10 protein-coding genes, 6 tRNA genes and 1 rRNA gene are annotated in these 21,764 nt (G+C 55.2%); 9 read left to right on the top strand and 8 right to left on the bottom strand.

What is annotated here, in order from left to right:
* Nucleotides 1–144 precede the first annotated feature (144 nt).
* From AB1S56_RS07540 to pdaA, 8 genes are all read left to right on the top strand, one after another.
* A 23S ribosomal RNA gene (locus tag AB1S56_RS07540) occupies nt 145–3,075 on the top strand.
* A gap of 277 nt (nt 3,076–3,352) precedes the next feature.
* Nucleotides 3,353–3,428, top strand: a tRNA-Asn gene (locus AB1S56_RS07545).
* Between the two features lie 6 nt (nt 3,429–3,434).
* Nucleotides 3,435–3,522 (top strand) — tRNA-Ser (locus tag AB1S56_RS07550).
* A gap of 26 nt (nt 3,523–3,548) precedes the next feature.
* Nucleotides 3,549–3,623, top strand: a tRNA-Glu gene (locus AB1S56_RS07555).
* Between the two features lie 7 nt (nt 3,624–3,630).
* A tRNA-Thr gene (locus AB1S56_RS07560) sits at nt 3,631–3,706 on the top strand.
* Nucleotides 3,707–3,713: 7 nt separating this feature from the next.
* Nucleotides 3,714–3,788, top strand: a tRNA-Gly gene (locus AB1S56_RS07565).
* A 5-nt stretch (nt 3,789–3,793) separates the two neighbouring features.
* Nucleotides 3,794–3,870: transfer RNA gene (locus tag AB1S56_RS07570), tRNA-Pro, on the top strand.
* Between the two features lie 490 nt (nt 3,871–4,360).
* Nucleotides 4,361–5,119 carry a delta-lactam-biosynthetic de-N-acetylase gene (pdaA, locus tag AB1S56_RS07575; RefSeq protein ID WP_340870421.1) on the top strand — a complete coding sequence of 253 codons (759 nt, stop codon included), beginning with the start codon at nt 4,361–4,363 and terminating at the stop codon, nt 5,117–5,119.
* Between the two features lie 230 nt (nt 5,120–5,349).
* Here pdaA and AB1S56_RS07580 read toward each other — a convergent pair whose 3' ends face one another.
* From AB1S56_RS07580 to AB1S56_RS07605, 6 genes are all read right to left on the bottom strand, one after another.
* Nucleotides 5,350–6,030 (bottom strand): glycosyltransferase, encoded by a 681-nt coding sequence (locus tag AB1S56_RS07580; protein ID WP_340870414.1) that lies wholly within the window; start codon nt 6,028–6,030, stop codon nt 5,350–5,352.
* A gap of 36 nt (nt 6,031–6,066) precedes the next feature.
* Complete coding sequence (locus tag AB1S56_RS07585) at nt 6,067–7,281, bottom strand: glycosyltransferase (RefSeq protein ID WP_340870413.1); 1,215 nt, start codon at nt 7,279–7,281, stop codon at nt 6,067–6,069.
* A 17-nt stretch (nt 7,282–7,298) separates the two neighbouring features.
* Nucleotides 7,299–8,285, bottom strand: a complete 987-nt coding sequence (locus AB1S56_RS07590) for a polysaccharide biosynthesis protein (RefSeq protein ID WP_340870411.1) — start codon at nt 8,283–8,285, stop codon at nt 7,299–7,301.
* A complete protein-coding gene (gene wecB, locus AB1S56_RS07595; protein WP_340870409.1) occupies nt 8,278–9,369 on the bottom strand; it encodes a non-hydrolyzing UDP-N-acetylglucosamine 2-epimerase in 1,092 nt (363 codons plus the stop codon). The genes AB1S56_RS07590 and wecB overlap by 8 nt, the downstream gene beginning before the upstream one ends.
* Before the next feature lie 20 nt (nt 9,370–9,389).
* Nucleotides 9,390–10,286, bottom strand: coding sequence for an NAD(P)-binding domain-containing protein (locus tag AB1S56_RS07600; protein ID WP_340870408.1), 897 nt, complete (start codon nt 10,284–10,286; stop codon nt 9,390–9,392).
* A gap of 76 nt (nt 10,287–10,362) precedes the next feature.
* Nucleotides 10,363–11,460 (bottom strand): polysaccharide biosynthesis protein, encoded by a 1,098-nt coding sequence (locus tag AB1S56_RS07605; protein WP_340870406.1) that lies wholly within the window; start codon nt 11,458–11,460, stop codon nt 10,363–10,365.
* Between the two features lie 351 nt (nt 11,461–11,811).
* On the opposite strand from AB1S56_RS07605, the gene AB1S56_RS07610 reads away from it, so the two are divergent.
* Nucleotides 11,812–12,639 carry a glycosyltransferase gene (locus AB1S56_RS07610; protein ID WP_340870405.1) on the top strand — a complete coding sequence of 276 codons (828 nt, stop codon included), beginning with the start codon at nt 11,812–11,814 and terminating at the stop codon, nt 12,637–12,639.
* A gap of 55 nt (nt 12,640–12,694) precedes the next feature.
* On the opposite strand, the gene AB1S56_RS07615 is transcribed toward AB1S56_RS07610, so the two are convergent.
* Nucleotides 12,695–20,989: a glucoamylase family protein gene (locus AB1S56_RS07615; protein WP_340870403.1), complete on the bottom strand. Its 8,295-nt coding sequence runs from the start codon at nt 20,987–20,989 to the stop codon at nt 12,695–12,697.
* Nucleotides 20,990–21,143: 154 nt separating this feature from the next.
* Nucleotides 21,144–21,665, bottom strand: coding sequence for a hypothetical protein (locus tag AB1S56_RS07620; RefSeq protein ID WP_340870401.1), 522 nt, complete (start codon nt 21,663–21,665; stop codon nt 21,144–21,146).
* Between the last annotated feature and the right edge of the window lie 99 nt (nt 21,666–21,764).

A 21,764-nucleotide genomic window follows, 5' to 3' on the forward strand; every position in this document is an offset into this window, starting at 1 on the left:
CGAAAGCGAGCCAAGCAGCTGCGAAAGTGAAGGTTGTTCGAGATTGTCCCGACATCTTTTTATTTTGTTTAAACCACCACATCATTTGTGTGAGGGGTGAAACAAAGTAAAAACGGCGGGCAAGCCGAATCAACCGGAACGATAGGTTAAGCTAATAAGAGCGCACGGAGGATGCCTAGGCACCAGGAGCCGAAGAAGGACGTGGCGAACAACGATACCGCCTCGGGGAGCCGTAAGCAGGCTTTGATCCGGGGATTTCCGAATGGGGAAACCCAGCTGGGGTAATGCCCAGTTACTCTTGACTGAATACATAGGTCAGGTAGAGGCATACCGGGGGAACTGAAACATCTAAGTACCCCGAGGAAGAGAAAACAAAAGTGATTCCGTCAGTAGCGGCGAGCGAACGCGGATTAGCCCAAACCAAGGAGCTTGCTCCTTGGGGTTGTAGGACGTCTCACATGGAGTTACAAAGGTGTTGGTTAGGCGAAGAGGTCTGGAAAGGCCCGCTAGAAGAGGTAAAAGCCCTGTAACCAAAAGCCAGCACCCTCCGAGACGGATCCTGAGTACGGCGGGACACGTGAAACCCCGTCGGAATCCGGCAGGACCATCTGCCAAGGCTAAATACTCCCTGGTGACCGATAGTGAAGCAGTACCGTGAGGGAAAGGTGAAAAGCACCGCGGGAGCGGAGTGAAAAAGAACCTGAAACCGTGCGCTTACAAGAAGTCAGAGCCCGATTAATGGGTGATGGCGTGCCTTTTGTAGAATGAACCGGCGAGTTACGATCACGTGCAAGGTTAAGGTGGAAAGCCGGAGCCGCAGCGAAAGCGAGTCTGAATAGGGCGCCATAGTACGTGGTCGTAGACCCGAAACCGTGTGATCTACCCCTGTCCAGGGTGAAGGTGCGGTAACACGCACTGGAGGCCCGAACCCACGAATGTTGAAAAATTCGGGGATGAGGTGGGGGTAGCGGAGAAATTCCAATCGAACTCGGAGATAGCTGGTTCTCCCCGAAATAGCTTTAGGGCTAGCCTCGGTTGTGAGTGTCGTGGAGGTAGAGCACTGATTGGGTGCGGGGCCCGCCAAGGGTTACCAAGTCTAGTCAAACTCCGAATGCCATAGACATGCTTACCGGGAGTCAGACAGTGAGTGCTAAGATCCATTGTCAAGAGGGAAACAGCCCAGATCATCAGCTAAGGTCCCCAAGTGTGTGTTAAGTGGGAAAGGATGTGGAGTTGCACAGACAACCAGGATGTTGGCTTAGAAGCAGCCACCATTTAAAGAGTGCGTAATAGCTCACTGGTCGAGTGACTCTGCGCCGAAAATGTAACGGGGCTAAACACACCACCGAAGCTATGGCATGTACCTTAGGGTACTTGGGTAGGGGAGCGTTGAATGTAGGTTGAAGTCAGACCGTAAGGACTGGTGGACAGCATTCAAGTGAGAATGCCGGTATGAGTAACGAAAAGACAAGTGAGAATCTTGTCCGCCGAAAGCCTAAGGGTTCCTGAGGAAGGCTCGTCCACTCAGGGTAAGTCGGGACCTAACGCGAGGCCGAAAGGCGTAGTGGAAGGACAACAGGTTGATATTCCTGTACCACCGAAAATCGTTTGAGCGATGGGGTGACACAGAAGGGCAGTGACGCGGACTGATGGAATAGTCCGTCCAAGCAGTGAGGCTAGTTGGTAGGCAAATCCGCCAACTATAAGGCTGGGCTGTGATGGGGAGCGAAAATTGCAGTAGCGAAGGTCATGTACTCCGGCTGTCAAGAAAAGCCTCTAGTGAGATCAAGGTGCCCGTACCGCAAACCGACACAGGTAGGCGAGCAGAGCATGCTAAGGCGCGCGGAAGAACTCTCGTTAAGGAACTCGGCAAAATGACCCCGTAACTTCGGGAGAAGGGGTGCCTCGGTAGGGTGAATAGCCCGAGGGGGCCGCAGTGAAAAGGCCCAAGCGACTGTTTAGCAAAAACACAGGTCTGTGCGAAGCCGTAAGGCGAAGTATACGGGCTGACGCCTGCCCGGTGCTGGAAGGTTAAGGGGAGCGGTTAGGGGCAACCCGAAGCTGTGAACCGAAGCCCCAGTAAACGGCGGCCGTAACTATAACGGTCCTAAGGTAGCGAAATTCCTTGTCAGGTAAATTCTGACCCGCACGAATGGCGTAACGACTTGGGCGCTGTCTCAACGAGAGATCCGGTGAAATTTTAATACCTGTGAAGATGCAGGTTACCCGCGACAAGACGGAAAGACCCCATGGAGCTTTACTGCAGCTTGATATTGGACTTTGGTACGATCTGTACAGGATAGGTGGGAGCCTAAGAAGCCGGAGCGCCAGCTTCGGTGGAGGCGTCCTTGGGATACCACCCTGATCGTATCGGAGTTCTAACCTGGTACCGTGAATCCGGTACAGGGACCGTGTCAGGCGGGCAGTTTGACTGGGGCGGTCGCCTCCTAAAATGTAACGGAGGCGCCCAAAGGTTCCCTCAGAATGGTTGGAAATCATTCGAAGAGTGCAAAGGCATAAGGGAGCTTGACTGCGAGACCTACAAGTCGAGCAGGGACGAAAGTCGGGCTTAGTGATCCGGTGGTACCGCATGGAAGGGCCATCGCTCAACGGATAAAAGCTACCCTGGGGATAACAGGCTTATCTCCCCCAAGAGTCCACATCGACGGGGAGGTTTGGCACCTCGATGTCGGCTCATCGCATCCTGGGGCTGAAGTAGGTCCCAAGGGTTGGGCTGTTCGCCCATTAAAGCGGTACGCGAGCTGGGTTCAGAACGTCGTGAGACAGTTCGGTCCCTATCTGTCGCGGGCGCAGGAAATTTGAGAGGAGCTGTCCTTAGTACGAGAGGACCGGGATGGACGTACCGCTGGTGTACCAGTTGTTCCGCCAGGAGCACCGCTGGGTAGCCAAGTACGGACGGGATAAGCGCTGAAAGCATCTAAGCGTGAAGCCCCCCTCAAGATGAGATTTCCCAATTAGTAAGACCCCTTGAAGACGACGAGGTTGATAGGTTCGGGGTGGAAGCACGGCAACGTGTGCAGCTGACGAATACTAATCGGTCGAGGGCTTATCCTAAAAGTACCCCACAAAGTGAAGCGTAGGCTTCGAGGAGTAATCCGACCGCATCAAGCGGATGCTTGATCGGCGTCTAAACTTACCAATAAATCGCGGTTGCTCATCTTGAGTTACTTCGATAGAAGTTTAGACATTACTTTGCGGGGGCCTCAAAAAAGGCTTCAGCTAAAAAGTTCAGCAAACTTTCGTATCCAGTTTTCAGGGCGCAAGCCTTGAGAAGCATTGAAGCGTATGTTCTGGAGCAGCTCTTGAAGCTGTTCATCGAAAAACGCGATATTCCCTGATAGCTCAGTTGGTAGAGCACTCGACTGTTAATCGAGTTGTCACAGGTTCGAGTCCTGTTCGGGGAGCCATTTTCTGGAGAAGTACCCAAGTGGCTCAAGGGGACCCTCTGCTAAGGGGTTAGACTGCGTAAGTGGTGCGAGGGTTCGAATCCCTCCTTCTCCGTTGTACTTATTCTAGCTATTCCATAAGGCCCGTTGGTCAAGGGGTTAAGACACCTCCCTTTCACGGAGGTAACAGGGGTTCGAATCCCCTACGGGTCACCATCTTTATGCCGCTGTAGCTCAACTGGTAGAGCAACTGACTTGTAATCAGTAGGTTGGGGGTTCAAGTCCTCTCGGCGGCACCATTTTTTTGCGGAAGTGGCTCAGCGGTAGAGCATCGCCTTGCCAAGGCGAGGGTCGCGGGTTCGATTCCCGTCTTCCGCTCCATCCATCGGGACGTAGCTCAGCTTGGTAGAGCACCTGGTTTGGGACCAGGGGGTCGCATGTTCAAATCGTGTCGTCCCGACCATATCGTTTAAACTAACAGCCTAATCTTATAAATAAGATTAGGTTTTTTTGTACTTACATAGCTTATAGAATATTGAGTTCGAAGGAATAAGCGTGCCAGGAACGTCTATATGTGCTAGGACGGGTGTTCTGGAGGAAATAGACGTGCTAGGAACTTCTAAATGTGCTAGGACGGGTGTTCTGGAGCAAGTAGACGTGCCAGGAACGTCTAAATGAGCTGGGGCGGCTGTTCTGAAGCAAATAGACGTGCCAGAAACGTCTAAATGAGCTGGGACGGGTGTTCTGGGGCAAATAGACGTGCCAGGAACGTCTATTTGTGCTTCAACGGGTGCTTCGGAGGAAGCTTGAGCGGATAGGGAAGGGAGACAATGGGAATCATAATGCATGCAGAGGGGGCAGGCTAAGACAGCGATAAAGGTAAGAGAAGAGGAGAGATCACATTGCGCAAGAAGCTTATGAAGCTTGCGGCTGCGGCGACGCTTGCTGCCATTATGTTCTCAGGCGTCGCTTCAGCGGAGCCGGGGGCGTTTCATTTTGGATTCAAAAAAAGTGTCAACGGGCAGCTGCCATCCATTGATCAGGAAGGCTTTAAGCCTGTCGTGGAGAAGCATGGCGCGTTATTTCTGGGCGATACGTCGCGCAAGGAGCTATTTTTAACCTTCGATAATGGCTATGAAAACGGGCTGACTGGCAAGATATTGGATGTGCTGAAGGAGAAGAAGGTGCCGGCTGCGTTTTTTGTAACGGGTCATTACATTAAGGATCAGCCGGAGCTGCTTAAGAGAATGGCTGCGGAAGGGCATATCATCGGCAATCATTCTTGGAGCCATCCCGATATGACGAGTTTATCGGAGGAGTCGATCAAGCTAGAGCTGGAGAAGGTGAAGGAGCAGGTTCGCCTCGTTGCTGGTCAGCAGGAGATGGAGTATTTGCGTCCGCCTCGCGGCATATTTAATGATAAGGTGCTGGCTACTAGCAAAGCTGCAGGATATACAAGCGTATTCTGGTCGATTGCCTACAAGGACTGGGATGTCAGAGCCCAGAAGGGAGCGTCTTTCGCGTTCCAGCAGGTGACGAAGCAGCTGCATCCAGGAGCTATTCTGCTGCTGCATGCGGTGTCGCAGGACAATGCGGATGCTCTGGGCAGCATCATTGATGAAGCAAGGCGGCAAGGCTATGAATTCCAAAGCCTGGATGCCCTCCATTCTACGCAGCAGGACGAGCTATTGCCTGATGAGCTGAAGCCGTAAGCCAAGTCCATAGGCCATCTGGCCAACCAAAAAGCGGTGTCAGGGAACGTGCTTGCCCTGCACCGCTTATTTAACCAAAATAGAATTTATAAGTTTTCGAGCATTCGAAAACGGAAATTCTATTTGGCGATAAATCCTATATCTAAACGCGGTCGCTCATCACTGAAAGGCCTCGATAGAGGATTTCTCATGATCAGAACGTAAGCCTATTCTCTCTGCTGGCTTATCTTTCAACGCGAAAGCAGTCTCTGGAACAGCTCACTGTATCGCTGCTGCACATAGGAGCGTTCCTTGGCCAATGTGTCGCTAAGCTTCTTGGTGCTCATCCCGCTGTGAACCCGATATTGCACGAGAGGTTCATCCAGGTAATGGAAGTGATAATGCTGCAAAATGCGGCACCAGAGATCGTAATCCTGCGTGCATTTTAAGCTTTCGTCGAACAAGCCAACATGATCGAACACCTCGCGCTTCAGCATAACCGTGCATCCGTTGATGACATTGCCGGCGCGCATGGCCTCATAAAAGGCCCTCCGATCCCCGAAGCCTGCTCTGAACGTGCCGGTTATCTGATTGTGTTCATTGATGATATCGAAAGCGGAATAACAGGCGTCAGCTTGAACGGAGCCCATATATGCCAGCTGCTTCTCCAGCTTATCTGCAGCATATAAGTCGTCGGAGCTAAGCCATGTGAAATATTGTCCGCGAGCCTCGCGAATGCCGGCATTTAGGGCACTGCCGGTTCCGCCGTTCGATTTCTCCATATATCGGATTCTATCCAAATAAGGCTGTATAAGCTCTGTATGCTCGGTGGAGCCGTCGTTAACGACAATGACCTCTTTGTGCCCATAGCTCTGTGCAAGTGCGCTTTCGATCGCGGATCCGATAAAGGGACAATTATACGTAGGAATCACAATGGAGACGAGCGGCTCATTAACGTGATCGATAGGTCATACACCTCCCATACTGGCGACGAGTTCAGCATACAAGCGGGACAGCCGCTTCTCCATATGCTCCCAGCTGAACAGCTCTTCCATCATGGCTCTGGCGTTTTTGCTTAATTTCCGAAGCTTCTTCCGATCGTCCTGCAATTTCCGGAAGCACTCTGCATATTGCTCAGCAGTCGGACTAGCATGCTCAATCACTATGCCGCATTTGTATTCGCGAATGATTCTGGCCATTTCCGGGCAATTGTTGACGACTACCGGCACCCCATTGTTCAAGTAGCTGAAAAACTTATTGGGCAACGCGATGCTGTAATTAAGAGGCGTATCAGACGCTTGAATATCGTAATCAATCCAGCCGATATCAACATCCGCCATATACTCCGGTATCTGGCGGTAATCGATCCATCCGCACAGCTCTATGCGATTCTGGACCGAGGGCGGCAGCTCCAGCGTTTTGCCGGCTGTGCCGCCTAATATTTTGAAGCGAAAATCAAAGGTGCTGGCGCAGTTTTCGGTAATCCCGAACAGCTTGGCGCTGCTGCCTTTGTCCTTGTGCATATACCCTTCGTAACAGGCGATAAACGTATCCTTTTTCTTCGGAGGCGGCGTATAAGCGGCAGCAAGCGGCGGCGAGTTGTAGATCACCTCAAGCGGCATGGAGGGTACGGTATTGCTGTACCACGACGACATGGCGTCCGATACGGTAATGACCCGGTCCGCTTCCCGTAGCATATCGATCATGAGCGGAACCTTGTCGCCCTCCGTTATTTCATGGCTGTCATATATGAGTTTGACCGACTTTCCCTTCTCCTTGAGCGCCCGCTTGATTCCGATACCCGAATATAAGGAATGATATTCATGCGCGTGATAAATATCGGCTTCCTGAGCCAAGCCAGCCTTAAACAACGGATCCTCGAAATAGAGGCTTCGGCCATCGCGAATGGCCAATTCCATATGAGCTTGGAATGGCATACGGGGGGAATAGGAGACGACATGAACCGATTCATGAACAAACTCCGGCTCAAGAAAACGATCCGTAAATGGCGTGCCATCGATGTCGTACATATAGCCTTGGCGATTGCGAGGGACAACCAGTGTAACCTTGTAGCCCAGCTTCACCAGACTGATTGCTTCTCTCTTGAATATGCGCGCATCCGTGAAGGGATGCTGAAGAGCAAGCATACAGACATGGATGGGCTTCGAACGCTGCAGCTCCAACAGAACTCTCCTCCTTCTTAATCGTAAAAGCCGCCATCGCGAAGCATTGCTGCGATTTCATCCTTGGATAGAATGGATAGGTTGGAATGGTAATGGGGGAATCCGGCTTTGGCGAGGGCGGCATACTTTTGAATATGCAGCTCCGTGGGGTCCTCTGGCAGGATGACGTAATATTGTTGTCCGAATTGATAGGTGCGTCCCGCTTCATAGCTGGACACCAGCACCTCGTGCAGCTTCTCGCCAGGACGTATGCCCGTCTCCATCAGGCGGGAGCTGCCGTCCGAGAAGCGCTCCATAAGCACCTCGGCCAGATGGTCGATCTGGCAAGCTTTCATTTTCATAACGAATATTTCTCCGCCTACGGAATCAACCGAGGCTTTCAGGAGCAGATCAATAGCTTCCGATATGGTCAGGAAAAATCGAGTCATCTCGTGCGAGGTGAGAGGAATGTCCTTCTTCTGCCCCAGGAGGGCCTTAAAATAAGGGACAACGCTTCCTTGCGTGCCAAGCACGTTGCCGCCCCGAACGCAAACAAAACGAGTCTTGTCGCTCAAGGCATTCGCTCGTATCATCAGTCTCTCGGCAAACGCCTTGGTCATGCCGTAGAAATTGATAGGATCAACCGCTTTGTCGGTCGATACGTCAATGACCTTCTGGACTTCATGCCTGATGCTCGCCCGAATGACATTCTCCGTGCCGATCACATTTGTTTTGAGCGCCTCGTCGGGCTGCAGCTCGCAGACAGGAACATGCTTCAGCGCGGCCAGATGGAATACATAGTCGACGCCGCGGCAAGCTTCCATGACGGCCTCTTGATCTCGGACGTCTCCAATGATAAAGCGCAAGGCCGGATGATCGAACGTGCGCTGCATGTGGACCTGCGCAAATTCGTTGCGGGAGAAGATGCGGATCTCCTTCGGCTGGAAGGGCAGAAGCTTGCGCGTCAGCTCCTGTCCCCATGAGCCGGTGCCCCCGGTTATTAATAGGGTTGAATCTTTAAACATGATGAAGCCCTCCCAGTACCATATTCACGATCTTCGTCGACACATTGGGATCGATATAGCCCTCCGGATAGCTCCAACTTTTTCGCCCGGCTGTCATAAGCTTTACGCATTCGGCAATGCGGCGGGACTCGACGCCCGATACGACGCTGCTGCCGCATAGGACGGTTTCGGGCCGTTCAGTGCTTCGACGGATAATGACGGCTGGAACGCCAAGTATGCAGCTTTCCTCCTGCACGGTGCCGCTATCCGTAATGACGCAGCGGGCGTTCGCTTGCAGCTTAATAAATTCGAAGAAGCCAAATGGCTCGAAAAGTCGGATTAATGGGCTGTCAGCAGTAATTCCGAATGCATCCAGCTTGGCTTTGGTGCGAGGATGAACGCTGCAAATCAACGGAATCTGCAGCTCATCAGCAATCTGGCGCAGACCATCGAATATGCTTCGAAGTGTAGGCTCATTGTCTACATTTTCCGCTCGATGCGCCGTGACGAGGATATAGTGGCTCGCGCTAAGCGACAGCTGCTCCAATATATCGCTTCTATCAATTTGCTTCTTGTAATGCTCGATAACCTCGTAGATCGGATTGCCGGATACCCATATACGGGTTGGCGAAATCCCTTCCTTGAGCAGGTTGTCCCGGGCTCCTCTCGTATAGGGCAAATTGAAGGAGGAAGCCGTGTCAATGATCTTCCGGTTCATCTCCTCGGGCACCCGCGGGTCGAAGCAACGATTGCCGGCTTCCATATGGAATACGGGAACACCCATGCGTTCGCTTAGAACGGCGCATAGCGCGCTGTTCGTATCTCCCAATATGAGCACGCGATCGGGCTGCTCCGACCGAATCATTCCTTCCATCTCCGGGAACAAAGTGCCGAGCTGCCCGCCGAAGGAGAGGCTGGGGAGATCGATCCTATAGTCTGGCTGGCGAAGCCCCAGCTGGCTGAAGAAGATGTCGTTCAGATAGGGCTGCTTATTCTGTCCCGTATGCACAAGAACATGCTTCTGCGCCAGCTGATCCAGCTTCGGGATAATGCGGCTCAGACGTATGATTTCTGGACGCGTCCCGATAATGGTCATGACTTTCATGAGCGCTTTTGCCCCTTTCTTCAATATGGATGGCGGCTACGGTCGACCCCGCCTTTACCGTCGGCGACACCGATAACCGAGTGGAGAGCTTGCAAGCTGTCCACAACGATGTCGCCCTTCATGCCGATCACGCCGCCAGCGACGTAAAAGCTTCCGTCCCTGCATACACGGCCAGCCGTATGGGCCAGAAACTGCTCCGTGGATAAAATACTGTTCACAATATGGGCAAACGCGATTCGAACATCTAGTCTGTATACAAAGTGGCCCCGCTGGTTCGCCTCTTGTACAGCCTCTTCATAGAGCGTGCCGATGCCTCCGTCAATGATGAGCGCTCCAGCGGGAAGCGATCCCATCATCTCGGCTGTAATCACAGGCAAACCCTGCGTAAAACCAATTACGATATGCGCGCCGTCAGCGGCTTCGGCCAGGCTTGACGCCGCGATGATGCGGCCTTGCGAGTGCTTGCTTAGCATACTGTTCAACGCCTCGGCCAGCAGAGTCGCCTTATCGTCCCTGCGGCAGATGCTTACGCGGGCGCCTCGTTCCGCAAGCGCCAGTGCGGCTTTGGAGCCCAGGTTGCCGGCTCCGAGGACTGCGGCTTTCAGCGACGATACATCCGGGATGATCGAGCTAATCAGCAGATCACAGGCCAGCGCTGTAATATCGTTGCCTTTATACGTTCTCACTGTGCTGCGGAGTACAATCGATCGGGCTAAAGTGACGAAGCAAGCGGCGTCTGGCGTTTTGCCCTCCGCATCAATGAAGATATAGTCCGCTTTGCCATCCGCGAACAGGCAAATTTCCTTCAGCTGCTCCGCCGTTCCAATAATGAGGGAGCAGGAGACAAATTCTCGGGACTCCCGGACTGGGGCGATGATGAGGGAAGGGTTGCCCACCCGCGCTGTCGTCCCGATCATGACGATGGAGCGCCTTCGGCTAACCGCCGCTTCGTCCAGCATAGTCAGGATGGCCGTTCGCCAGTCTAGGGGTGGGTTATTCAGAGCCGCTCAGCTCGCTCTGCCCGTTCTGGATGATTGCAGCAAGCAGCTCCATAGCCATATCCGTATGCCCTGGCCGAAGCTTAGCCAGCCGCTCCAAATCGCTGGACAGCAGCGGGCTGTTCAGAGGCTTGGGTCGAATGACGGATATGCGGGGATGAGCGCTCGGCGCTACGATTTCCTCCTCGTAGGTCAACAATTCCCGAAGCTTCTCTCCAGGGCGGATGCCGATGAATTGAATTGGAATGTCGCGCCCCGGCTCTAGTCCAGCTTGGCGAATCATCGCTTTTGCCAGCTCTAGCACGTTAACGGGCTCACCCATGTCCAGAATAAAAATTTCACCGCCCACGGATAAGGCGCCGGCGTGCAGAACGAGGTGAACGGCCTCCGGAATGGACATGAAGTAGCGCATCATATCGGGATGCGACACCGTCACAGGACCGCCATCGGCTATCTGTCTTTTGAAGATCGGAATGACGCTGCCCCGGCTTTCCAGCACATTGCCGAAGCGGACAACTGAAAATTCGGTCTGGCTATTTTGGGACAATTGCTGGATGATCATTTCGCTGACTCGTTTGGTCGCTCCCATCATATTGGCGGGATATACGGCTTTGTCCGTCGAGATAAAAATAAACTTGAGGGCCTTGTGCGCCTTCGCAAGCTCTGCAACAATGCCAGTTCCCCATATGTTGTTCTGAATAGCCGCCATCCTGTTCTTCTCCATCAGCGGCACATGCTTGTGCGCGGCGGCATGGAAGACGACCTGCGGTCCATGCTTACGGAATACTTCATCAATTTGAGCGCGGTCCTGGATGTCAGCTATAAGACTTTCTACAGCAAGCTGCGGAAATTGCTCTCTAATGGTTCTATCTATTAGAAAAATACTATTTTCCCCGTGTCCCAGCAGCAGCAGCTTCCTTGGACCTTGTGCCGCAGCCTGAAGCGCAAGCTCAGAGCCAATGGAGCCTCCCGCTCCCGTAATTAGAACGACGCGATCCCGCAAATAATGGACGTCGTCAGGGGTGGCGGGCGTCAAGCTCTGCCGACCGAGCAGCTTGCCCACATCCAGAGCTTCAATGTCCACCTTCCGCATACTCTCTCACTCCTCTCTATGCTGACTCTGTTCCTAATATATGATGGAGCTGATAGATTGCTTGGATGGGAGCCTTTGCGCACTATTAGAGCATTCCTTAGGTATCGGCCGTTTCCCTATTGAATACCCAAAAATAGAATAAGAAAGAGGAAAATGGATAGAGGGAGCTGTGTCATGAAAGTCATTCATTTGCCATATAATCCTGCCGGCCAGATGAGCTCGCAAGTTTTAGCGCTTAGGAAAGCAGGGGTTCAAGCTTCATTCTGCACCTATGGAACCAGTATTTTTCAATATCCTACGGATATTCCTTCACCTATTGCACATCTTCCGATCCCTCTGCGGCCACAAGCAATGGAGACTTTCGCGAAGGAGGCTCTGGACAAATACGATGTTTTTCATTTCCACGGGGCATTAACCTTCTCGAACAGCTATTCCTATCCAGACTTGCCCTTGCTGGAGGGCAAGAAGAAGGTGATGAATTTCTGGGGCTCTGAGGTGCGTCAAGCCTCTATCGCCCGGAGAAGCAATCCCTACGTAAGAGTGAAGACGATGGAGGAGACGGAGATTGTCGAGAGGCTGAGGCTGCTCGCTAACCACTTTGAGCATGTCATCGTTCCGGATTATGAGATTCTGGAGTATGTCGGACCTTATTTCAAGCATGTTCACCTCGTTCATTATGTGGTAGACCACAGAGGATTGAAGCCCATATATCCCAATTGCCAGGAGAAAAAGCCGCTTATTGTGCATGCCCCAAGCGATCCGTATATTAAAGGAACGGAGTTTGTAGAGCAGGCGATCGAGCGGCTTGCGGGAAGGGCGAATTTTGAATTTAAGCTCATTCAGAAAATGCCGCATGCCGAAGCGATGAAATGGTATGAGAAAGCGGATATTATTGTGGATCAGGTATGCTTAGGCGTATATTCCATTCTCTCTATTGAAAGCATGCTTCTCGGCAAGCCGGTCATCGCGTATATCAGGGATGATCTGAGGATGCAATATCCCCCGGAGCTGCCCGTTGTATCGGCTAATCCATATACAATTGAGCTGACGCTGCTGTATTTGCTGCAGCATCCGGAGAAGCGTCAGCGTCTGGGCGAGCGGGGGCGTGAATATGCAATCAAGGTGCATTCGCCGGAGAAGATTGCCTCTCAGCTGATGGCGATATATAAGCAGTTGTAAGATGAAAAAAAAAGCGACGGAATAGCGCGTTCAAGCCGCTATTCCGTCGCTTCAATTATTGGAGTTGAATGGTGAGGTGACGATCGCCGCCGGAATCCTCCAGCTCGATATAGGTCTCTTGACCGGCGATCAGATCGAAGTCGCCGTCTCGCTCTCGCAGAAAGCTCAGATGGTAGCGTGTCTGGCCGTATCTGTAGGCGGCATGGAAGCCAGGCCATTCGGCCGGAACGCATGGATTCAGATACAATCGCTTGTCTTGCTTGCGCAGGCCCAAGATCCATTCGATTCCGCTCTGATACATCCAGCTTGAGGCGCCCGTATACCAGGTCCAGCCGGCGTGGCCCTGATGAGGCTCCGCCGTGTACACATCCGCAGCCATAACATAAGGCTCGCCATAATAGGTCCGCACCTCGCGCTCGGTTCTCGTATGGTTGACCGGATTCAGCATGCGGAAGAGCTCAAAGGCCTTGTCTCCGCGTCCAAGCTTGCACCAGGCTACAATGCTCCAGATGACGCCGTGCGTATATTGCGCGCCGTTCTCGCGGATGCCCGGCGGATACCCCTGGATATAGCCAGGGCTTGGCTCGGTGCGATCGAATGGAGGAGCCAGCAGTCTGACGACGCCCATATCACGATCGACCAATTCCCGGTCGAACGAGGTCATGGCCTGTTGCGCCCGGTCAGGAGCGCCTGCGCCGGAGATGACCGACCAGGATTGGGCGATGGCGTCGATCCGGCATTCCTCATTCTGCAGGGAGCCCAGCCATGTGCCTGCATCAGTGAAGGCACGGCGGTACCATTGTCCGTCCCAGCCATGCTCGTGAAGAGCTTCTGCAAGCTTCTCGCGAGCCAGCCTGTAGCGATCGCCGCGATCTTGTTCGCCAAGGCTCTCGCATAACGGCTCGAACCGCTTCAGCACCTCGCACAGGAACCAGCCGAGCCAAACGCTTTCGCCTCTGCCCTCATCCCCAACCAGGTTCATGCCGTCGTTCCAGTCGCCAACTCCGATATGCGGCAGCCCATGCTCGCCGATTCGCTGCAGCGACTTGTCGATGGCGCGGCAGCAATGCTCATAGACGCTGCCGGCTTGCTGGGACCGCACCGTCTCCTCATACCGTTCATGCTCGCCTTCCCGCAGCGTTTCACTGGTAATATAGGCGACGACCTCGTCCAATACGGTTCTGTCCCCTGTATGGTCGATATAACGGGAAACCGTATAGGGCAGCCAAAGCAAGTCGTCGGAGAACAGGGTGCGAATGCCGCGGCTGGTCTCTTCATGCCACCAATGCTGCACATCGCCCTCTTCGTACTGATGAGAGGCGCTGAGCAAAATTTGCCTTCTCGTCAGCTCTGGACGGGTATGCAGAATCGCAAGCGAATCCTGCAGCTGGTCCCGGAAGCCGAAGGCGCCCCCGGCTTGATAAAATGCGGTTCGCGCCCACATGCGGCAAGCAAGCGATTGATACAGCAGCCAGCCGTTAAGCAGAATGTTCGTCTCCTGGGAAGGCGTATCGACCACAATCTGCTCCAGCGTTTCCTCCCAATGGCTGGAGGTGCCTTGCCATGCGGCGTCGCAGCGCGCACTGTCCGAATATTCTTGTGCAAGCGCCGCAGCTTGGGCTCTGGAGGTGGCGCAGCCCAGCAGGATAATAACTTCCATCTCCTCGCCGGGCTTAAGCGTCAGCTTGCGCTGAACGGCTCCACAGCTGGCGGCATGAACCCCGACTCGCTTGTCCAGACTGACGCGAGACAACGCAGAAGGACGCTCCACGCTTCCATTCCGGCCAACGAAGCCGAGCTGATCAGCTGTCCATGACAATCCGTCTTCATCCTTGATACCTTGAGGGAATACACCGAGGAACGGTGTGGCTTCCCGGAATATTTCCTGATACCTGTTCTGCGCGGTTAAAATTTCAGCGTCGTGGTCCCATTCGCTGGCGATGAAGGATGCGTTCGATTGGCGCTGCACCCCGATGACCCACTCCGCATAATAGGTCACGGACATTCGTCTTGTCACAGCGGAATGGTTCGTGAGCCGCAGACGCATAATTTTGACGGGATCATCCATCGGCACAAACAGCTTCAGCGTATGGCGTATGCCGTATCGCTCATGCTCGAAGGAGGAATGGCCGAGCCCATGTGTGACCAGATAAGGGCTGGCATCGTTGCCCGCGCAAGGGGTCAGCGTCCACAAGCCGCCCGAATCCTCGTCACGCAAATAGCCGATTTCACCCGGCGGATCCAGCACGGGGTCGTTCGACCAAGGCGTCAGCTTGCACTCTCTGCTGTTTCGCCAGAACGTGTAGCCGGTGCCGAGCTCCGATACGATAGCTCCGAAGCCGGGATTGGACAGGACGTTAATCCATGGCGCCGGCAGGTGCTTGCCGCCTTCAATAAGCAGCTTGTATTGCTTCCCGTCAGGCGTAAAGCCGCCCCAGCCGTTGTGGAACAACACATCCTTGGCATCCAGCGTAACAGCGCGCCCTTCCTGCGAAGGAGAGGCAGGCTTGTCCATCGGCAACAGCTCCGCGCTGTCTGCATGATCGCTCAGTGCCGCCGAATCCAGGGCGTCGCCCTGTCTCTCGCTCCTTGTGCGGCTGCGTTCCACCGCGCGCGCCTTCAGCGAGCCATGCTCCCGCACACCCCGCAGCTGGCGAAGCTGGACGGCGAGAGAGGGGCCGCTTGAGCGCAGCAGCAGCCTTGCTACGGAGAGCAGCAGCGTCATATCCTCCTCCGAGAGCCGTCCGACAGGAAGGACGTGAATGTTGGCGTGTCCCGCTCCGAAGCGGTCGACGCCATGCTCTACGGCACGGCTCAACGCGTCCTGCAGATCCTGCTCGTAGCCGTCCGCCGACCGATTCAGCAGCACCAGATCGAAGCGAATGCCGAGACGGCGCAAATATTCATGGCCGGTCAGCAGCTTGATGACAAACGGGAGGCGGCTGCGTTTGTCAATCTCGGCGACCACTACTGGTCTGTCGCCGGAGATGCCGAAGGCCCACAATCCCGGCTGTCCCTTGACGTTGGCCAAAATGCGGGAGCTCCGTTCGCCGCTTAGCGGCGGCGTATACAGCACCTGCGCCGCAAGCCGCTGGAACACGAACGCTTCCGCTTGCTCCAGTCCGAGGCTTCGCAGCTCGATGCGGCTTCTCGTCCATGCCATCTGGAAGGTGCGCTCCACCGCGTGCGTTTTCGTTATGCCGGCTGCAGCTCCGAGAGCGCCTTCCTTCGTTTCGGATACCGAAGTAACGGCATAGAATACGGCCTGCGCGCCAGGCTCTACCTTCACACGCCGTCTCATGACGAAGGCAGGATCCGCGACAGAGCCCGTCTTGCCTTTGAGCCGCGAGCGAATGGATTGCGGCTCCTCCAGGCGATAGCCCCGACCGATGAAGGCTGAGCGGTCCGTTTCGAATTCCGGCTCCGCAGACGCAGCTCCCTCAGCCACCAAGGCGTGGGCAGCCCACAGGTCCTGATCCTTGGCTTCGCGCTTGCGGCGGCTCGCGATAAGGCAGCCGCTGCTCTCGTCGTAAGCCGTCCGGATAAACAGCTTGCTGAAGGCGGTATGCGCATCGTCCGCGATGGGATTCGCAAGCGCCAGCTCCAGATAGGTGGTCACCTCCAGCATCTTCGGCTCGCTGCTTTCATTCGTAAGCGTAATGCGGCGCACCTCCGCGTCGGTCTCCGGCGATACGCATATTTCCATAAGCGTCAGCACGTCGCCGAAGCGGCGCTCGAAGGACGCCTTGTCCGGCTCGAAGCGAGCGCGCTGCTCCGGCGTTTCGGTCCGGCAAGGCTGGAACGAAGGGGACCATATCCGATCGTTGCCGACGTCCCGGACATAGATATAGGCGCCCCATGAGTCCATAACGGGCTCCTCCCGCCACCGTGTGACGGACAAGCCTTCCCAGCTGCTGAAGCCGCTGCCGCTTGCTGTGACGACCGTGCTGAATCTGCCGTTGGACAAGACGCAAGCCTCGGGGGTCGCGGTATGCGGCGAAGTGAATTCCCGCACCGGCTCCGAGGTATTCGGCACCGCGTCCCGCTCTAATAATGAACGAGACAAGGCGGGATGCTGGATCATTCGGACCTCGCGAGGAATTCGTTCCTGAAGCAGCAGCTCCGCCGCACGCACCTCCTTGTTCCGATGGAAACGATCGATCATGGAATGGGGAAGCAGCAGATTGGACAGGGTCAGCATGCTCATGCCCTGATGGTGGGCCATAAAGCTGCGGATGACCTCATGGCGGTGCTCCCGCTTCAGCCGCCGCGGCGTAAAATCCATGGCTTCGTAGTAGCCATAAGGCCCTCGTCCGCCAAGCTCCTCCATCTTCTTCAGCGCGCGCAATCCCTCCTTGGGGGCATACGGCAATGCCATGATGGTAGCGTAAGGGGCCAGCACCAGATCCTGCTCCAGCCCGCGCTTGAACCCCAGACCGGGAACCCCGAACGCGCGATACTGGTAGTTCAGCTGATGATCGAAGGCGAAGTAGCCGGATTCGGATATGCCGAACGGCACTTTTCGCTGCTTCGCATATTGAATTTGCCTGGAAACAACGGCCTTATAGGTGCTGTCCCAGATCGTCTGGCGGTATGTTCTCATGAGCAGCCACGGCATCAAATATTCGAACATCGTGCCGCTCCACGACAGGAGAGCGGGCCTGCCGTCGACCTTGGTCATTGTTCTTCCAAGCGCGTTCCAATGGGAGACCGGCACCTGTCCCATCGCAATGGCGACGAAGCTTGCTTGTCTCGCCTCGGAAGCCAGCAGATCGTATAGAATGTCGTCCCGCTCTCGCCGGGACACATGATAGCCTAGCGCAAACAGATTGGTTCTGGCATCGTAGAGCTGCCGGAAGTCGGTTCCACGCGCCAGCGCGTCAATTCGCTCCGCTAGCCGGCTGCCGCGGATCATCCAGTCGTTCTTGCCGGGAGAGCCCAGCTCCGCGGAGAAGGCGACCTCGAATCGATTGGTGTGGCGGCGATCCTTCTCATGGGTCCCGCCAGAAGCCGGCTGGCTGCTCCAGTCGCTTTGCATCCACTCCAGCAATCCTTCCTTGACTGCCAGGAGCGCTGCCACCAAATTGCCTGAGTCGACGGTAGATACGTAGACCGGCATCAGAGGGGCCAGCGATTGGGTGTCGTACCAGTTATACAGATGGCCCTCCCACTTCTCCATCCTCTCCATTGTGCCAACCGTACGCTCCAGCCGCTCGATCAGGCCAGGCGTATCAATGAAGCCGAAGTCTCTAGCGGCGACGGCGCATACGGCATACATCCCAATATTCGTAGGAGAGGTCCGGTGCGCCACGCCACGATCCGGCTCCAGCTGCACATTGTCCGGGGGCAGCCAGTTCTCCTTCTCCGTGACGAAGTCCTCATAGAAGGACCAAATATCCCGAGACAGCCCGCGCAGCGTCTCCGTCTCCTGCTCGGTAAACGCGGCTTCGCCATGCTGAGGCGAAGCGTCCAGCCAGCGGACGAACAGCGGCGCCATGCTCCATAGCAGAACAGCAGCCAGCACAATGCCTTTCGTACCCCCTGATACGTCTGGCAGAGGGATGGCTATAAGCATAAGCGCGGTCAGAACGTAGCCGCCGAGCATGCCCGCTAGCGGCGGAGCCCCCGAGTTGCCGCTCAGCCGCTCCACCTCCGCCTGGCTGGTCCATTCCAGCATACGACGCTTCGATACCAGCATGCGATACAGCGTGCACAGGATCGCGTCAAGCTGCATGGCGCTCTGGAACGGCAGGGTAATGAAGGACAGCAGCACATGAGCTGACGTCCGCAGAATGCCTCCCGGATTACGAAGCAGTCCATCGAGCGTAAAGAGCTGGCGAATAACGGGCAGCAGCAGCGTGAACAGGGCAATCCCGTACCAACGCAGGGGAGAGCCCGGCAGCAGCGGCGCCGCTATCAGTATGGCCAGAAGAGCAGGCTGAAGCAGGCTTCGCCTAAGGTTGTCCGCGATCTGCCAGCGCGTCATGAGCGATAGTCGATTGGGGGCGAGCTCGCCTTGGCCGTTCTTCACAGAAGACTTCAGCCAAGGAAGCAGCTGCCAATCGCCGCGCGTCCAGCGGTGCTGTCTTTTCTGATGCGCCAGGAAGGTCGGCGGGTGATCGTCGATCAGCTCGATATCCGACAGCAGACCGGCACGCAGGTAGCCGCCCTCCAGCAGGTCGTGGCTGAGCACGCGGTTCTCCGGGAAGCGGCCTCCTAGTGCAGCATGGAAGGTGTCGACGTCGAAGATGCCTTTGCCCGTGAAGATGCCTTGGCCAATGGCGTCCTGATAAGGGTCCGACACCGCAAACGCGTAAGGGTCAAGCCCCGCTTCGTGGGCGAACAGCGATGTCAGTCTCGACTTCTGCGCGCTTTCGTAGGTCATGCCGATTCGAGGCTGCAGCACGCCGTAGCCTTCTTCTACAAACGTACCGGTCGCATCCAGCCTCGGCCGGTTATACGGCAAATGGATGGCTCCGATCATGCGGCGGGCGCTCTCCAGCGGTAGCTGCGTATCGGCGTCCAGCGTAATGACATACCGGATATCCTGCAATATGGCTGGATCCCCGTACTGGATGCCATAGCTGGTCCCCGGCATGCCCTTCAGCAGCTTGACGAATTCCTCCAGCTTGCCCCGCTTGCGCTCCCAGCCCATCCAAGCCTTCTCGGACGGATTCCATAACCGATTGCGATGGAACAAGTGGAAGGATGCTTCCGGATAGTCACTGTTCAGCCGGTCAAGCTCGGCTTTGGCGATGCGGATCAGCTCCTCATCCTCCGGCAGCTTCTCTTCAGCCGCATCCTTGAAATCGCTGAGCACGGCAAAGTGGATATGGGGATCGCGATTGGCCAAATAATGAAGCTCCAGCCGGTCGAAGGTCGCTCTAATATTGTCCGGTCTGCTCCAGATGACCGGAATGACCACCATAGTCCTCGCTTCAGACGGCACGCCTCCGGAAAAGTCATAACGAAGCAGACGGATGGGCCTTGTCATTCGTTCAATAAACCAGTGCAGGGCAGTTACCGCCCACTCGCTGGCGGGAAGGAGCAGCAGCAACACGCAGACAGCGAAGGCGCCCGCGGAGATCGGGAAATCGTATGCCGCTCCCGTGCCGACTATTGTGGACATGACGGCCACTGCGATCAGTGTGCCAAGCGATGCCATCTGCAGGTACAGACCGGAGGCGCGCAGACGAAGGCCGGCTTCTGGCAGCGCGCCTGCTTTGCCGCATTGCTTGAGCGCCTGCTGCAGCACTTTCATGCCGCGCGCATCCAGCAAGTAATAAGACACATAGCTGCCTCTGGCAGGCAGTCCGCCGTGCGCGCCTTCCGAAGCATCAGTGTTCTCTGTATACGCTTCTGCCAAGCTTACGGCTTGGGAAGCGACCAAATTTTCCGGCACTCTCATGCGGCGGGCCAACTGCTCGACCCGATGGCGCAGCGTGCCCCGGCTGGCTGCGTCCAATCGCGGATAATCGCCGGCCTTCTCCCGCCGCAGCGTCTGTTCAATGACGCTGATTCGTTCGAACAGCTCGCTCCACAGCCATCTCGAAAGCTTCCGCAGACTGCCGATCACGTTGCCAATGCCGACCTGATATTCTGCTTGAAGCCGGTATTCGTAGGATAAGATGGAGTCCAGATCCGAGGGCTCATTCTCCAGCTTGCAGATCAGCCATTCTCCGACATGCGCTGAATCCTCGGCGTGCTCTCTCAGATGCTTCACCAGATGGACGATCATCGCGCCGGATAACGGCAGCTCAATGCCTTCCTCGTCCAGCGCCCCCTTGAGGCGCTCCGGCGTCAGCTCCGACACCGGAATCGCTGACAGCATGCGGTCTACCTGTCTGCAGATCGCGCGTCTCTCCTGGAGCGGCTTGGCTAGTGTGACAAGCCTTCGCACCAGCTCCATCTTCAGCATAACAGGGAGGACTCCCGCTTCGGCGGAGGTGAGAACAGCTACCTCCTGATACGCTTCCAGATAGGAGACGAACAGGTCCTCGTCCAGCAGTCCGTCCGTATAGGCCAGATAGGCCTCGCATATGGAGGACACTCTTGTTCTGGCGCTTTTGCTTAGCACCGGCAGCGATTTCGACGGGAAGTCATCCAGCTCCATATGAATGCCGGCCAGCTCTGACTCCAGAAATTCGGAATGATCCATCAGCCATTCCTCGGCAGGCTGCTCGCAGGGGATGGCACGGTCGTTCAGCTCAGCCATAAACCGTCTGAGCTCGTTAACGTCCTCCTCCATCCACGTCCATAGCGACTTTGAAGAAACCCGCTTGCCGTGTGGGTCATGCTCCAGTGCGAGCTTATGAGCATGTTCACGCAACTTCGTTTGATTCCATTCCATTTTCATTTTTCCCCCATGGATTCTACAGGTATAAAATTGCTTTATTACCATTCCTATTTTTGGGGGATTTTATAAGCGATTGATGTAAATTTTTATGGTGATGAACGAATAAAGCCCGCGATCCGCCAATAAGCGGTCACGGGCTCTGTTCATTTCATCGGTCTGGATTCAATGATTGCGAATACATCTTAAGCGAGTGGAAAGGCAAGGCGTACAGCTCTAGATCGCCATCAGTCGCCCTGCGCGTTGCGCCGTCGAGACGGCTAAGCTTCGTCAGCAGCCTCTGCTCATCGCTGTTCCTCGCCGTCCACACGTGAAGCTCCTTGATCTCGGGATTCAGATGCTCGAGCCTCTGGAGGAGCAGGTGCATGGTGCGAGCGAATAACGGTGTGCGTCGCACCTCCGGTTGCAGGTATGCCACCGACAGCTGGCAAATCTCGCGGTCCTCGTAATTCCGTTCACCGGTGCCGAAGACCACGCTGAACGCGCCTACACATTCATATTCTTCTTCGCTAAAGATGAGCCAGGCTTGTCCCAATATTAATGGGCTGGCTATGAAGCTAAGCGTCATAGGGAAGGAATACGGCGAGCGGAGCTGATCATAGTTGCTGAGCAGAAACTTCATGTATGCGGAGTGATCCATCTCCAGCTCGCAAGGACGGTGGATATAGTGCATTATTTCAGTGCGACTCTAAGGGATTCGTTAAGCTTGACGATTTTCCCAAATCCGCTGCCTTTGGAAACATCTTTTATTTCTGGTCTTGGTGGAACCATG

It is taken from the genome of Paenibacillus sp. PL2-23 (assembly GCF_040834005.1).
Taxonomy (GTDB): Bacteria; Bacillota; Bacilli; order Paenibacillales; family Paenibacillaceae; genus Pristimantibacillus.